The 16,206-nt window shown below is 36.5% G+C and carries 12 protein-coding genes; 11 read left to right on the plus strand and 1 reads right to left on the minus strand.

The window, feature by feature from the left end; translation table 11 throughout:
• The first annotated feature begins 66 nt into the window (after nucleotides 1-66).
• The 6 genes from ACRD64_RS22140 (at nucleotide 67) to ACRD64_RS22165 (ending at nucleotide 6,534) form a co-directional block, all read left to right on the plus strand.
• On the plus strand, nucleotides 67-1,092 hold the full coding sequence (locus ACRD64_RS22140) for a DHH family phosphoesterase (RefSeq protein WP_430936202.1): 1,026 nt from the start codon (nucleotides 67-69) through the stop codon (nucleotides 1,090-1,092).
• On the plus strand, nucleotides 1,082-1,612 hold the full coding sequence (locus tag ACRD64_RS22145) for an FKBP-type peptidyl-prolyl cis-trans isomerase (protein ID WP_430936204.1): 531 nt from the start codon (nucleotides 1,082-1,084) through the stop codon (nucleotides 1,610-1,612). Before ACRD64_RS22140 ends, ACRD64_RS22145 begins: the two co-directional genes overlap by 11 nt.
• Before the next feature lie 68 nt (nucleotides 1,613-1,680).
• A complete protein-coding gene (locus tag ACRD64_RS22150; protein WP_430936206.1) occupies nucleotides 1,681-2,241 on the plus strand; it encodes a hypothetical protein in 561 nt (186 codons plus the stop codon).
• A 274-nt stretch (nucleotides 2,242-2,515) separates the two neighbouring features.
• Nucleotides 2,516-3,955, plus strand: a complete 1,440-nt coding sequence (locus ACRD64_RS22155) for a nucleotide sugar dehydrogenase (RefSeq protein ID WP_430936208.1) — start codon at nucleotides 2,516-2,518, stop codon at nucleotides 3,953-3,955.
• Nucleotides 3,956-4,175: 220 nt separating this feature from the next.
• Nucleotides 4,176-5,528 (plus strand): MBOAT family O-acyltransferase, encoded by a 1,353-nt coding sequence (locus ACRD64_RS22160; RefSeq protein WP_430936210.1) that lies wholly within the window; start codon nucleotides 4,176-4,178, stop codon nucleotides 5,526-5,528.
• A 31-nt stretch (nucleotides 5,529-5,559) separates the two neighbouring features.
• Nucleotides 5,560-6,534, plus strand: coding sequence for a hypothetical protein (locus ACRD64_RS22165; RefSeq protein WP_430936212.1), 975 nt, complete (start codon nucleotides 5,560-5,562; stop codon nucleotides 6,532-6,534).
• A 328-nt stretch (nucleotides 6,535-6,862) separates the two neighbouring features.
• On the opposite strand, the gene ACRD64_RS22170 is transcribed toward ACRD64_RS22165, so the two are convergent.
• Entirely contained in the window at nucleotides 6,863-10,273 is a 3,411-nt protein-coding gene (locus ACRD64_RS22170) for a carbohydrate-binding protein (RefSeq protein WP_430936214.1), read from the minus strand.
• A gap of 579 nt (nucleotides 10,274-10,852) precedes the next feature.
• Between ACRD64_RS22170 and ACRD64_RS22175 the strand changes: the two genes are divergently transcribed.
• The 5 genes from ACRD64_RS22175 to ACRD64_RS22195 are packed head-to-tail and all read left to right on the plus strand — an operon-like array spanning nucleotide 10,853 to nucleotide 15,784.
• Nucleotides 10,853-12,346 (plus strand): hypothetical protein, encoded by a 1,494-nt coding sequence (locus tag ACRD64_RS22175; protein WP_430936216.1) that lies wholly within the window; start codon nucleotides 10,853-10,855, stop codon nucleotides 12,344-12,346.
• Between the two features lie 7 nt (nucleotides 12,347-12,353).
• Nucleotides 12,354-12,881, plus strand: a complete 528-nt coding sequence (locus ACRD64_RS22180) for an acyltransferase (RefSeq protein ID WP_430936218.1) — start codon at nucleotides 12,354-12,356, stop codon at nucleotides 12,879-12,881.
• A 10-nt stretch (nucleotides 12,882-12,891) separates the two neighbouring features.
• Nucleotides 12,892-13,722 carry a hypothetical protein gene (locus ACRD64_RS22185; RefSeq protein WP_430936220.1) on the plus strand — a complete coding sequence of 277 codons (831 nt, stop codon included), beginning with the start codon at nucleotides 12,892-12,894 and terminating at the stop codon, nucleotides 13,720-13,722.
• On the plus strand, nucleotides 13,719-14,747 hold the full coding sequence (locus ACRD64_RS22190) for a hypothetical protein (RefSeq protein WP_430936222.1): 1,029 nt from the start codon (nucleotides 13,719-13,721) through the stop codon (nucleotides 14,745-14,747). Before ACRD64_RS22185 ends, ACRD64_RS22190 begins: the two co-directional genes overlap by 4 nt.
• Nucleotides 14,748-14,797: 50 nt before the next feature.
• Nucleotides 14,798-15,784: a hypothetical protein gene (locus tag ACRD64_RS22195; protein ID WP_430936224.1), complete on the plus strand. Its 987-nt coding sequence runs from the start codon at nucleotides 14,798-14,800 to the stop codon at nucleotides 15,782-15,784.
• The last annotated feature ends 422 nt before the right edge of the window (nucleotides 15,785-16,206 follow it).

Here is a 16,206-nt window from a genome sequence, read left to right on the forward strand (position 1 = left end):
TAATTTGTAGCATGTCAAAATCCTGTTATTGATATTTATTTATCTTTGATCTTTCAAAATGTTGATATGATAGATAAGTTAGATACGCCTTCGTTAAAGGCGACATTACATGGAGCTGAGCACATTGTCATTATCCCGCACCTGAATCCGGATGGAGATGCCATGGGGTCTTCTTTGGGAATTTACCATGTTTTGCGAAATATTGGAAAAAAGGTTCAGGTTGTTTCACCATCCGCCTACCCCAAATTTTTGTCTTGGATGAAAGGAGCGGAAGATGCCGTTAATTTTGAGGTAAACAAGAAAGAAGCGATAAAAAGTTTAAGCAATGCCGACTTGCTGATATTTGTAGATTTCAACAGTTTGAAACGTGCTGGCGATTTAGAGAAAGAGATAGGGAAACTAAATGCCAAAAAAATAATGATAGACCACCATCCATATCCCGAGGAAATAGCGGATATAATGATTTCTGTTCCTTCTTCATCTTCAACTTGTGAATTGGCCTATAATGTAATAAACAAATTGGGGTGGAACGATTATGTGGACACCGATACTGCAGAATGTTTCTACACCGGTATCATGACAGATACGGGTTCGCTCAGCTATAATTCCTCCAACCCTGAGACCTATAGGATGGTTGCCGGATTATTGGAAAAAAATATTAACAAGGACAAAATTCACCAGTTGGTGTTCCATAGTAACTCGTTTTATAGGATGAAATTATTGGGACATGTTTTAGGAAACAAGATGTCTTTAATGCCTGAACAAAAAGCTGCCTTTATGTGGTTGGATAAAAAGGAATTGGAGGCACATCATTTTCAGCCTGGGGATACGGAAGGCTTTGTGAACTATCCGTTGGGTATTGAAGGAATCAATGTTTCGGCCTTTTTTATGGAGAAAGACGATAAGGTAAAATGTTCATTCCGTTCCAGGGGAGAATTCCCGGTGAACTTGTTTTCCGAACTTAATTTTTCCGGTGGCGGACATCGCAACGCAGCGGGAGGGGAATCTTTAGTATCTTTGGAATTAACTTTAGAAAAATTTAAAACGGAACTGCCTCGATTCTATGAAAAATTTAAAAACAATGCGTTGTAAATATATCGTCGTTAGTGCCCTATCGTTAATAATAATGGTAGGATGCAAACTGCAAAATAATGAAAAACCTCAGAAGCGGAAAGTTACCGCGGAGGAACTTATTTCTGTTAACAGGTACATGGTGGAACAGGATGCTTCTGCCATTAAAGCCTATGTGGAGAGGAACGAATATCAGATGTTGGAAACACAAACCGGACTATGGTATCAGATTGAAGAAATAGGTGAAGGGGAATTGGTGCAGAAAGGGGATGTGGTAAAAATCGCCTATGATGTTTCCTTACTGGATGGAACGCATTGTTATTCGTCTGATTCCCTGGGTTACAAATCCTTTAAGGTAGGACAAGGGGGCGTAGAGTCGGGACTCGAAGAAGGGATTTTACTGTTGCGCAAAGGATCCAAAGCAACTTTTATTATGCCGCCGCACAGGGCGCATGGTTTGGTAGGCGATGACGACAGAGTGCCGGGAAGATCTACCCTTCTGTACAAAGTAGAGTTGGTGGGTTTAATAAGGAATAAATAAGCATCGTATTTTGTAGGATTACAATAAAAGATTTACTTTGTGGTTCAATAAAAAGGAGAACATATTAAATGATTAAAATACTTACAAAGTTAGTTGGCCTGTTGGTGTTGGTACTGGCTATTAGTTGCGAAACAGATACTGTTTTAAGTTCGAGGCAAAGGTTGGCTATTGAGCAAGAGCTTTTGCAGGAGTTTTTAGAGAGTGTGCCCGATTCTAATAATCCAGCAGGATTGAACTACAAAGACTTTTGGACGTTGGAGGCGGTGGACACCATTGACAAATCGTTAGAGACAGGCTTGATATATTTTGAGCTGGAAACCGGCACAGGAAAGGCTGTTTCTGTTGGTAATCAGGTGGGGTACAGGTATAACAGGTATGTTATAGCCAGGGATTCACTGGATCAGCCCGGGTTATTCTGGCATTCATCCGACCCTTCAAATTACGGTTATGTAGATCCTGATGTTTTTGTGGCTGGAAGTGGCTCAGGCGTGTACAGCGGAGTAGAGCAGGCCATACTGAATATGAGAAAAGGGGGGAAGAGCAAGGTTATTGTACCCTCAACCGTTGGTGATGGTAGCTATATCACCTCGGTTTACGATATTGAAGTGACCTATATCAGTGACAACTAAAAAGTATACCGTTGCAGCAAGTATTTATTCCGAAAAACGAATTTGAATATTGCTGTATAACTTAAAAAAATAAAATCACCGTTCTTTTGATGACGGTGATTTTTTTATGCCTTTTTTTATGGTGTCACCTATGAAATTCGTGTGTAAATCAAGAAAAAAACCTTCTTTGTCAAGCAATGACCTCTATTAACACGTGTTAACAGTAAAGTGTCATAAATTAGTGGTCTCATTTAATAGCAAACAAATATAGCTTTGCTTAGGTGGTTTAAAATAGATGGCATTACCCAAAGCATACAATATCTGCTGCATCGGTGCAGGATACGTAGGCGGACCTACAATGGCTGTCCTGGCACAAAAATGTCCTCAAATAAAAGTTACGGTTGTTGATTTGAATAAGCAACGCATTGCCGATTGGAATGATGCCGATTTAACTAAATTGCCGGTCTACGAACCCGGTTTGGCAGACGTGGTTAGGGAAGCACGCGGCAGGAATCTGTTTTTTAGCACCAACGTTGAGCAGGCAATAGAGGAAGCACAAATGATATTTATTTCGGTGAACACACCTACTAAGACTTATGGTGTGGGCAAAGGTAGGGCCGCCGATTTAAAATATATTGAGCTTTGTGCGAGACAGATTGCAAAGGTGGCCAAGGACGATAAAATCATTATCGAAAAGTCTACCCTTCCGGTTCGTACGGCTCAGGCGATTCGTACTATACTAAACTCCACCGGAAACGACGTCAACTTGCAGGTGTTGTCCAGTCCCGAATTTTTGGCGGAAGGCACTGCTGTTACAGATTTGCAATCGCCGGACAGGGTGCTGATTGGTGGAGGTGAGGATGAGCAAGGGCAGGAAGCCATTGCCGCATTGGTTAAAGTGTACGAAAACTGGGTTCCTCGCAAACGTATTATTACCACAAGAGTGTGGTCGTCCGAGCTATCCAAACTAACGGCTAACGCTTTTTTGGCACAACGCGTTTCGTCTATCAATGCCATTTCGGCATTGTGCGAAAAAACAGGTGCCGATGTGGATGAAGTGGCCTATGCAATAGGTACCGATAGCCGTATCGGACCTAAGTTTTTAAAGTCCTCCGTGGGGTTTGACGGTTCTTGTTTTCAAAAAGATATCCTTAACCTGGTTTATTTGTGTCACCACTTCAATTTGCCCGAAGTGGCAGATTACTGGGAGCAGGTGATCGTCATGAACGACTACCAAAAACACCGCTTTGGAAAAGTCATCATGGATAAACTTTTCAATACAGTCTCGGGAAAAAAAATTGCCTTCCTCGGGTGGGCTTTTAAAAAGGATACCAACGACACTCGCGAGTCGGCCGCTATTTATGTGGCTGATCAGTTGTTGCAGGATAGAGCAGAAATTCATGTGTACGACCCTAAAGTAACCCAAGAACAAATATTTGGGGACTTGGAATATTTGCAAACCAACCGTCTTGGCCGATATACGCAGCATGGTGAGCAGATGGATATGGATGAAATAAGAAATTTGGTTACCTTACACGAAAATGTATACCAAGCGATGGACAGCGCCCATGCTATTGCGGTATTAACCGAGTGGGACGAGTTTAAAACGTACGACTGGAAAAAAGTATACGATGCCATGCTAAGACCGGCCTTTGTATTTGATGGTAGAAACATCCTGAATAAAGAAGCTTTGCTGGAGCTAGGTTTTGATGTTTTCAATATTGGGAGAGGATAGTTGTTAGTGAAAGCAAGGTACGCTTTGTTTAAAATAATGGGTGCTTGACATTTTTAACAGGCAGCAACAAATATGTTACCGGTAATATTGAATAGGGTTTGTTGAAAAAGTGAGTTAAATTAATTAATTACAAAAAATGCTATTTGCCTCCATACAATTTTTCTTGTTTTTCTTTACACTATTAATCATTTTTTATAGTGTTCCTATTAAGTACAGGAAAGTGATATTATGCATATCCAGCTTCTTTTTTATAGGGGCTTTTTCGTTGTCCTTTTTAGTTTATACCTCTTTGTTTACCCTGCTCAATTTTATGGTGGGTATCGGAATGGATACCTTAAAAGATACGAAAAGGAGATACGCTTATTATCTCGGTCAGGTGCTTAATATAGGAGGGTTAGTGTTCTTTAAGTATATTAATTTTCTGGTCGAAAATGTCAATGTTTTGCTTGGGGGGATTTCAGGTTTTGAGATCCCTTATGCGGATGTGCTAGTGCCCATTGGTTTGTCTTATTATACTTTTCAGGCTATTGGTTATTTGTACACTATGTATAAAACAAAGGAGCAGGCCGAGAAGAACCTATTGGATTTTACCCTGTATATGTTTTTTTGGCCAAAAATTGTTGCTGGCCCAATTGAAAGGCACAAAAATTTCCTGAGCCAGTTGAAAAATCCAATAGAATTTGATTATACAAGCGTTGTAACAGGAGGGCAGTTGGTTTTATGGGGCTTGTTTAAAAAATTGGTTATTGGGGACACACTGGGTATAATTGTTAGCACAACATATAATAACGTTGAACATTATCAAGGAGTTGGATTGCTTCTTACTTTTTTAATTCAACCCATTCAATTGTATTGTGATTTTTCGGGATATACGGATATGGCGTTGGGTTTTGCCAAAATATTTGGGGTTCAATTAACCGATAACTTTAACAGGCCTTTTATGGCCAGGACAGTAGGCGAATTTTGGAGGAGATGGCATATTTCATTAACAACTTGGTGTAATACATTTATATATAACCGGGTGTTGTTAAAACATAGAAAGTGGGGGAGCAACGCCATTTACTATGCCATATTTGTCAGTTTTACATTTATTGGTATCTGGCATGGTGCCAACTGGACTTTTATATTTTTAGGGTTTCTTCAAGTCCTTGCATTGATGTATGAAAACAAGACCAAAAGATGGCGGAGTCAATTGAAGTATAAAATTTCAGAACCTATTTTGAAGTGGGGAAGCAGAGCGCTGGTTTATTTGTTTTTTGCCAATTCGTTGGTTTTCTTTTTTGCAAAAAGCATCAGGGATGTAGGTTATTTTTATTATAACCTGATGCACTTGAAAATGGATACTAACGAGGGCGGAGCAAGCCTGCGGAACCCGGAGTTTTACCTTGTGTTTTTTATGGCAATTTTTGTTATTGTAAGAGATATTATTGATGAAGATAAAATTAAGCGCTTACAATCTTGTAATGTCTTGAAGACTAATAATGTATTTAGATGGACGCTCTATATATTTTGGATTATGTTTGTAGTGTACTTTTCAAAAAACCAGACAAATTTTGTTTATATGCAATTTTAAGAAAATTATGAATGGTAAATAATTTTTAATTATGAAGATCAAGTTTTTTTCAAAAATTTTAAAACTGTGTATTATTATAGCTGTACTTTGTTCAATTAGTTTTTATTTTAATGATCGACTAATTAAAGAATATAGTTATCAATGTGCAGATTCAACAGAGGTGCTGTTGACTGGTAGTTCTCTTACCAGCTGGGGCTTGGATCCAGCACTAATTAAAAATTCCGAAAACATTTCTCAACGAGCAGAACCAAATATTATTAACTATTTTAAGCTGCGGGAGATTTTGAAACAAGATAACTCAATAAATAAGATAGTTATTTCAACAGGATTGCAGGAGATGAATTTTAAAGGAAATGTTTTTTACGGCAAAAAGTCGGTTTCCAGTGAAATGTTTTCCAGATTAGTTTCGCTTAGAGAAGTAGTCTTGCCAAAGGAGCTTACCGTTTTAAATGTGGATAGGTTAAATTATATGGAAGTATTTATTCGTTATAGAATATTCCCTCATTTTAATTATATAAAACGTTGGTTAAGAGGAGCGGAAAAAAAAGGTGACAGTAAAGATTTGGTCCATAGTCGGGGTTTTGTGAATGGTGAAGGTTCTAAATATTCAACGTATAACAAAAAGGAATATGGTTCTTTTATCGCAGAGCATTTCAATAGTGGCGATTTTAATTCTCGATATAACGACATAAATATTAGTTATATAGATTCTATCGGGGAGTTGTGTGAAGAAAAGGATATAGAGTTGATATTGCTTGCTTTTCCAATTAGACAAGAGGTGTATCGTTTAATACCAGATTGTTATCATGAATATTATGAAAACTTTAAGTCAAATGTGATTGAGAAAAATAATTACAAATTTATTGACTATGCGCATCTGGGAGATTCAACATGGTTTATGGATTATGTTCATTTGAATTGGAAAGGGGCAGGAGAATTATCCAAAAATCTAAATATTGTTTTAAATCAGAAAAAGATTGTAAGAATGACTTCGGTAAAGTATTAAACTACTGGATGTTATTTTTCCTCCAATATTATATGATTTTGTGTGAAGTGCGACTTTAAAAAAAACGCTGTCTTCTTGGTTATGAGACAGCCTCATTCGATATTTAGATGTCAATGTCATGTTGTGCCTGTCCCGACAGACCAAGTTTATTTCTTTCTTACGTATTATAAAAAGGCATACGTAGCTATGACTCCCGCATAGTCGGGACAGGTTATGCTTACTTTTTGTAATTTCGTAAGATTCAAAAAATAAAGTCGACTTAACCGTCATTTCAAGTGTGACTTGACACTTCTATGTTCCAAAAAATAGCAATATGCAAAAAATAATATTATGGAATAAAAGCTATTTTCGATGTGTTAATAATTATATCTGAATTGTCATAATTTAAAACAATTTTGTACAAACCCGTTTCAAGCCCCGATAGGTTTAGTACGGCTTTGTTAGTCCCTTCTTTAGAAACAATTTGCTCTGTTAATACGAGCTGGCCCATTTCGTTATAAACATTGATTGGAATAGAGGCTACCTCTTTACATGTAAACACAATAGCAAAAAGATCCCTTGTGGGTGTAGGAAAGCATTTTGTAATATTAATTCCCGGTATTTTTGAGAAATTTAGATGATTAAGTTGTAGTGAACCATCCAAAACCTGTAGCCTTAAAACTTGGTCATACCTTTCATCAATATTGATATCGGTTAAACGAATAGTTTCCCATTCGTAAGAATCTTCTTTTGGAGCAAGCACAAACTTACCTAATTCAAGATTATTTAAAGTGAGGATAATATTACATGTGTCAACAACGTTGTTTATGCACTTTAGGTCAATGTTATATAAACCGGATTCTACGGTGCTGATTGTGTATTCCAGCCATTCTCCACGTTTTAAATCGGAAATATAATTGACTTCATTGGATTCATCCATAGGCTCAATTCCAACTTTGTCCTTTGAACTTCGAATGTTTGCTTCACTTGTGTTTATTACATTATACGCTATACCTTGACCTCCTTCGTCATAGTTTTCCAAGAAAATAATACCGGGTATTTTGTGCGGCATGATTGATGATTGAGCTGTGCTGGTTTGTATCAGAGAGACATTGTCAATATAACCGTTCAGATTTCCTTTTTCTTTTTCTAGGATAATCGTGGCTGAATTTGAGGCACTGCCAGTTTTAAATACAAGACCTTCTTCGCCGGTCCAATAGGCATAGCCAATCTCTTCTGTTATTATTTTGTTATTATCATAATCCTTAACGCTTAATTTTACCCTTTCTGATAAGTTTGTGTTTAGCAATCGGATACGGTCAATTCTGCTGCTTGTGTTCGTGCAATCTTTAATGATCAGATATACTTTGTGAGTCCCTATGACAGATGGAATTTTAGCGCTGGACATATTCCAGGTGATCTCTGTACCTCCCTGGATATCGAAAGTGGTCAACAGGTCACCATTTAAGTTGTCAAGTCGAATTTCTATTTCAATTTCACTGTTTCTGTTAACCCCTATCTCTATAGTGTTGTACAAAGCCTCATCAGTGCCAAAATTTACATTGTCAAAACATAACCATTCCCCATTGTTTAAGTCACCATAAGAAAATTCGTTTCCATAGTGAGCTTTATCAAAACTACCGGAATACGAGGTATGGCTTTCGATTTGAATGTCTTCGGACAATACACGAGCCTTAGCCGTAAATTTGTAATTGGTATTTGGTTTTAGTCCGCTTATATATTGTTCAATTTCATGTCCGTTCTGAAGTTCTAGCGCATTATATCCATTTGTAGCTAAGGCTTGTTCTTTGTAATTCCAGGAGTTACCATAAATAGCTTTTGGATCACCTTGATTAGTCGTCCAGTAATTTAAATCGGATTCAAAACTAGGGTTCGAAATAAAATTAGAAAACGGGATTTCGTACCAGTAATAGCTTGGATTTGGAAGGGAGTTGAAGTCGTGACCATATTCCCACATTTGCTCACCAAACTCAACAGCACCTGCATCGGGAGCGGCTCCATTAAAACTGTCTGTGATGCCTTCTATTTCAATTCCGCAATCTATTGCGTTAGAACCTTGAATTAGTGTAAAATCTCCAGTCGACACATCTGTAAAGTTACTCCCGCTTTGGGTTAAATAATTACCTTCGAATTCTGCTCCCGAATTGATTAAGACTTCATGAGCGTCTGAGTAAATATTGTTATAAATCCTTACGTTTTGAGCTTCGGATTCATCGGACACCGATGATGAATGTATTGTGCCGGGCTGAAAAACAGTGTTGTTGAAAAAGAAGATGTTTGTAGCGGGTATATTTATCTTCATACCCCAATAATGCCCCCCATAAAATATATTATGGTGCACGGTGATGTCGGAACCCATAAAGTCCATATAGAATCCAGCGCTCATATTTGCCATATCGTGAAAAACATTGTGATGTACAATGCTATTATTGAATGAACTGTTCCCAAAACCGACCGCACCAACGTCTGCCGTTAACATGCATGTATTGCTAAACTCATTGTATTGTATAATTAATTGGTATGCGCCTCCTACGCTACTTATCACAGAATGGCCTACTTCGGTAAATGTGTTATGGCTGATTAAGTTTCCGGTATCACATTTTTTAAGCGCCACACCTGCTCCATCTGCGTTGTTATAGCCAAGCCTGTGAAAATAGTTATTTATAATTGAATTGTTTGCACCTGACAGAGTAATGAATTGACCACAAACACCCTCTATCTCGTTATCCCTTATGATATTATTTGAACCATCAATATTTAACGATGTGATATCGAAATCGCTGTCCATTCCAAAATCCCAATCGGGAACATAAATGTGGGCACCTGTTAATAAAATATGGTTTGAGCCCGCCATATTTATATCTCCACCTCTAAAATCAATTCCTTCAAAATTGATATAATCATTGCCATTTAGCTCGAAACAGTTTTCCCTAACCTTAACTTCGACGGATACAGTGTTAGGGTCTGCATCATTTGGACACCATAGATACAGCTCGTTATTATCATCGTCAAAATACCACTCTCCGGCAGAATCAAGAGCGTGATAGGAATCTAAAATTAAATACTTGTACTTATCCAGGTTAACATCTAATGATCCATCAACCGTAATTGTTCCTGTGCTTCCATTAAAGCCAGTGATTTTGCGAGGCCAAATAGACCAATCGTTCACTTGAATCCATATATACGCATCCTTCCAATAATCATTAGGAAAACCCATTAAATCAGAATCCGATATTGTATTTGATGAATATGAATCTACGGGTGAATACTTGTCAATATCAAGCAGGTCAACATTTTTACCCACACTTGACCAATGTGCTTCATTCACCCATAGGCCATCTATAAAAACAGTCATTTTATTTCTAGGCGTAACATTAGAATCAAATGTGGTTTTGTAGATGTTTCCATCATTTTGAGTCCATCCGGACAATAGATTTGTGGTTGTAATAGTTACCTGTTCCTCATTATAGGGAGTAAAGATAATGGGTTGACCTTCGAGGCCGGAACTTGTGAGGTTAACTTGTTCCCTGTATACACCTTCGCGGATATAAACAGTTTCACCTGCCTGAACCATATCTGCAGCTTTTTGTAAGGTAGCGAAAGGTGAAGTTAAACTTGTGCCATTATTTTCATCGGATCCTTCGTTTACTGATACGTAATAACTTTTTTGTCCAAATAAACCATTGGAAAGCAATATTAGAAAATATGCAATCAGCGTAAATTTTGTAAAATTTGTCATGTTGTGTTGTGTTGTGTTGTATTGTTGTTCGTTATGTTACGGTTGTTATCACATATTTAGTTTATTGTAATTGTTATACTTGTTTTTTGCGTTTAAGTTTTAAAAACACCAACTATTTATATGGATTTATGATCTAAAATGTTTCATTTTTTTTTCAGTACAAAATTAGCGTTTTTTTTATGGATAATTCTTTTGTATGATTAAACGGATGAATGCCACAATAATTATATGCGACTCAACAAAAAATATGAAACTGAACTTTGAAAGATATTTAACAAGAAATAAAGGGGGGTCATCCTAAAAAAACACATGTACACAAAAGAAATGGGGGTGTTAGTCAAGGTCAATTTTCAGTTAACACGTTTTAACAATAAAAGCAGCTAATTTCGAAACGTAGTTTTTAGTATGGTCGATTGTGAAAAAGAGGCTGTAATCAGATGTAATCGGTACCACAAGTATGGGGACTGAGCGGACGAAGTTATATCAATGAATGAACTGAACCAATACTTTTTATCACTATAATCGCATATGCAAGCTGCTAATCGAGTCGCAAAAAATACACTTATACTGTATGCCAGGATGGCAATTACAGTTTTCATTTCTCTTTACACCACAAGGCTTATACTATCAGCTTTGGGAGTGGGGGATTTTGGCATTTATAATGTAGTGGGTGGAGCGATAGCAATGCTTACATTTTTGAATTCGGCCATGGCGAGTGCAACTCTGCGCTTCATGAGTTACTTTCAGGGGGATAGAAACTTTCTAAAGCAAAGACAAGTATTTAACGTAAGCGTTTTGTTGCATTTGCTTATTGCAATTGCTGTTGTGATTATACTTGAAATAGCGGGTGTCTTTTTATTTGATTCGATATTGAAGATTGATCCTAATAGGATGGAATCGGCAAGGCTTGTTTTCCAATTTTTGGTTATTAGTACTTTTTTTATTGTTATTTCAGTTCCGTATGATGCAGTTATTAATGCTCATGAGAATATGCTTTTTGTAGCCTTATTAGGTATATTGGAAGCCATATTGAAATTAAGTATTGCTTTCTATATTTCTTATACAAACTTTGATAAGTTGGTTAGCTATGGTTTATTGATGGCATCGTTAACATTTTTGCTTTTGATAATAAAGCGTATATATTGTCACCTAAAATATGAGGAAGTAAGAATTAATTTTGTTAAATTCTATAATAAAAATCTATTTAAAGAGATGTCAAGTTTCGCTAGCTGGTCATTTCTTGGATCTTCTACTAGTATGGTCTCGAATTATGGCCAAAATATAGTAATTAATATGTTTTTTGGCACAATAGTAAATGCTGCCCAAGGTGTGGCTGTGCAAATTAGTGGTCAGTTAAGTGTATTTGCTAATGTTTTATTGAAAGCATTAAATCCTGTTATTGATAAAAGCGAAGGAGCAGGGGATAGGAAGCTAATGCTAAAAGCATCTATAATGGGAAGCAGAGTGTCTTTTTTTATGTTAATGTTTTTTTATATACCGGTAATGGTTGAAATGCCATATATTTTTAACCTTTGGTTAAAAGACGTACCTGAATTTGCCGTCGTGTTTTGCAGACTGACGCTGATTCGTAATTTGGTAGAACAGTTGTTCTTGACAATCGAATCTTCCATTTCCGCAGTTGGGAATATAAAGCAATACAAAATATACCAATCTATTTTTCATCTCTTCCCTTTAATTTTAACGTTTGTTTTATTTTCCTTTGATTCTCCCGCATATATAATGTATATCGTATTTATATTTTATTCTGTTTTTACAGGTGTTTTAACTGTGTTTTTCGCCAAAAAAACATCGGGTTTATCAGTCCGTTTATTTTTGAACGAAGTTGTTTATAGATGTGGGGTTTCCTTTCTGTTTGTACTTCTTATTTCAACCGTGCCTGTACTAATCTTTTCGGAAGGGATATTAAGGTTATTGCTTGTTGTAGCAATCAGCAGTTTATTGTATGGGATAACAATTTGGAACTTCGGGTTTACTGAAGTTGAGAGGATTACAGTTAAGAATATAATAGCAAATAAATCGAAGAATTTAAGTTTTAAATACTTTTTTAGATAGCGCAATTATGGGTGCAGATATTATTAGGTATAAAAAGGGGGGGGAGAGGCGACCTGCTAATGGTTTTAAAGAAAAATTTTCTTTAAAACTAAACGGAATTCCCTTTTTAAGAAATTTTTTTTTAGTTAAAAAATTCGTATGCAAGGCATTTGACTTACCCGAAAGTACCTCAATAAATAAAGATTTTTATAGTTCTTCACCAAATCTTGTTGTTGGAGAAAATGTTGGTTTGGCCGATACGTTTATAATAGCTTACGCACCTGTGACAATTGAAGAAGGGTGTTCTTTTTCCTTCAGGAATATGTTAATTACGTCAACGCATGACTATGATGATTTTGCTACAATAGTTGCAAAACCTATTAAAATTGGAAAAAACGTTTGGGTAACCACAAACGTTACTATTTTACCAGGAGTAACTATAGGAAATAATACTGTGATTGGAGCGGGTAGTGTAGTAACAAAAGATATACCTTCCGGTGTTTTTGCAGCAGGAAATCCATGTAAAGTAGTACGCAAAATTAATTTTAAGAAATAAATATAGTTCTATGAATTCATTCGCAATATTTGTTAATACCTGTGATAAGTTTGATGATTGCTGGGATCCTTTTTTTAAATTATTTTCAGAATATTGGCCTAACTACAAAGGGAAAATATACTTAAATACGGAGTATAAAGATTATTCGTATAAAGATTTAGATATTGTAGCATTGAAGATTGCAGAAGAAAATCGGGATGCCCACAAAATTACTTGGAGCGAGTGTTTACGACGGGCCTTAAATAAGATCGAAGAAGATATTGTGCTGTATGTACAAGAGGATTATTTTTTTAAGGATAGAGTAAAGGACGAAATTGTGAATGAATTTGCACAGTTAATGATAAGTAATAAAGACATTCATTGCATACAGTTAACGGATCAAGGTTCGCCAGCAGAAATTCCTTCGGAATACAAAAAATTATGGAAAGTGCCAAGGTTTCACAGGGATCGTATTTCATGTCAGGCATCTTTTTGGAGAAGGGCCGTTTTAAATCAACATATCCGGACGTATGAAACTGCTTGGAATTTTGAGTGGTGGGGTTCTAAAAGGTCAGCTATTTTAGATCACAATTTTTATGTTGTAGATCCGGGTTGGGTGGAGAAAGACAAATTCGAACTAATTCCTTATGTTTTTACCGGAGTGATTGGTGGAAGATGGTTTAAAGAAGTTGTTCCGTTATTTGAGAAACACAATATTTTGGTGGATTATAGCAAAAGAGGTTTCTTTGAGCAAAAACCGAAACCAATAAAAAAGAGGATTTCCGCAAAATTTAAGCGGTTTCCCATAGAAGTAAGAAGCTCCATGGATTTAATACTACTCAAACTTAATATAGCAAAATGAAAGCTCATATTCTATTAAGCAAGTTAAAGAGAAGACTGAGGAGCTCGGTGATTAAAACAACCGCTGGTAAAAGAGTTTATCCTTTGTTTTATATGGCTTATTGGCATGCGCGTTTTTACCGTCCAAAATCTAACGTGGAAGGCAATTATTTTTCTGCGATACCAAACCCGGGAGCTGGTATTGGTCATCAAATTGCTAATTGGATCGCCGGTTTTTGGTATGCAAAACAATTCGGGCTCAAGTTTGCGCACATACCTTTTTCATCACAACAATGGGATAATGTTCTAGGTTTCGGAGATAACGAAGTTTTGGTAGAGGACTTAATAAGGAAAAAAGGTTACAAAAAGATTCGATTACCTCTGTTTAATGAGGATAAAAAGTGTGATTTGAATTTAATCCGGAAGATTGTTACCTCATATAGGGATCAACAAGTTGTTTTTATATGTGAACAAGATCAAGCATATCGCGATCAGTTTGGGGTTCAAGAAGACATAAAACAGAAGTTCTTTATGGCCAAAGAGCGGGAGAATGAAAAATTAGTTTTTTCGGAAAGTGATTTTAATATTGCCGTTCATGTGCGTCGCGGGGATATTATTCCTCAAAAAAATGTCGATAACCCTAACCTTCAGATGCGTTGGCAGGACAATACTTACTTCGAAACGGTATTGTCAACTATTGTAGATAATTTGCTTATAAATAAGACAATTAATATATATCTGTTTTCTCAAGGAGAACGAAGTGACTTCGCCGTATTTGAGAAGTTTAAAAACATCAATTATTGTTTGGATATGTCTGCTCATGATTCATTTGTGCATATGGCTTATGCAGATTTGCTTATAACCAGTAAAAGTTCCTTCTCTTATAAACCGGCTTTATTAAATAAGGGTATCAAAGTGTGTCCTATAAACTTTTGGCACGGATATCCGGGTTCAAAGGAGTGGATTTTGGTTGACGAAAAGGGAGGTTTTGATGTCAAACGTTTGCAAGCTCTAAGTAAGTCAGTAGTAGATTTGCAGAATGAATAAAAGATGTTTGCTTTTTCGGTAAAGTAAATAATTTTGAGAAGAAAACATTTATGAATAAGTTAAGTAATTTCATACTAAAAGGGCTTCGAAGGGTATATTTGAAAATAAATAAAAAAGAAATAGGTCATCTTCCGGAGCATGATAGTGACGCTGATTCCATAGCACAAAAGATATATGGTTTATTATCTCAGGATAAGCCATGTATGATTGCCAGATTTGGGGCTTTTGAATTGGCAACAATAACTAATTATTTGGGAGTAAGGCAAGGCAGGCAGAGTTTATACAAGTATATTAAAGGAGATGTTATTGATTGGTGGTGGAACAAGACCTTGTTGAATTTTATGCATCAAAATGCGGGATTCTTCCCAATGTCGGAAAGGTATATAGAAAAATTCTGTCAATTGATGTTGGAGGAGACAAAAAATGTTGATATACTGGGAAGCTGGCAAAAAAATGAATTTTTTATTCAAAAGGAACTGAACGAGGCAAGTAAGATTCAACTCATATATTTAGATCCTTATTGGAGCAAAAAACCATGGACCAGAATACTCGAAGGAAAAAAGGTTTTGGTTGTACATCCCTTTAAACATACCATTGAAGCGCAATATAAAAGACGAGAATTGCTTTTCGAAAATCCGGCAGTCCTACCGAAATTCCTGAGCCTACAAGTTATAAGGGCCGTTCAGAGTATTGGCGGTTCCGATAATGGGTTTAAAGATTGGTTTGAGGCTTTGAATTACATGAAATCCGAAATAGATAAATGCGATTATGATATTTGTTTGATTGGTTGTGGGGCGTATGGATTTCCGTTAGCCGCGCATGTTAAACGGATGGGGAAAAAAGCTGTTCACCTAGGGGGCTCTCTTCAGCTTTTGTTCGGAATAAAGGGTAAAAGGTGGGAACACCCTGAATTTGGAATTGAGGATTTTAATGAAAAAGGAAAATATTTAACCTTAATGAATGAGTATTGGATTTATCCAGGTGCGCAAGAACGTCCTAAAAGTGCCGGAAAGGTTGAAGATGCCTGTTATTGGTAGTGTAGTACCATATTTTTAATGGCCTATTGGGGCTAGACACAGCATGTTTATCTGCGATTTTTTGAGGTGGAGATAACCTGACTTACTGTAAAAAAATGGAGATCCTAATAATCAGCAAACTGATTGAGGTATGGTTTTAAGTGCTTTAGCGTAACTGTTTTAATAAATACAATTCAACGCCGGTGTTATATAAACCATAAGTGAAGAAACATATTGATTGTATCGTAACGAAAGCTGTGTTAAACAATACTACTGACTCACATTAGCTTTTTGCAATAGGGGGGGTATTCTTTATAAAAAATAAGGCAAAATTACCTTGCCTATTGCGATCAAATAATATCAAATTAGATAAAACGGAGTTTACCCACCCAAAAAACGGTTTGTCCTCAGGCTCATAAATTGTCAAAAAAGCGTCAAAAAAA

The organism is Saccharicrinis sp. 156 (assembly GCF_050589685.1).
Taxonomy (GTDB): domain Bacteria; phylum Bacteroidota; class Bacteroidia; order Bacteroidales; family Marinilabiliaceae; genus Saccharicrinis.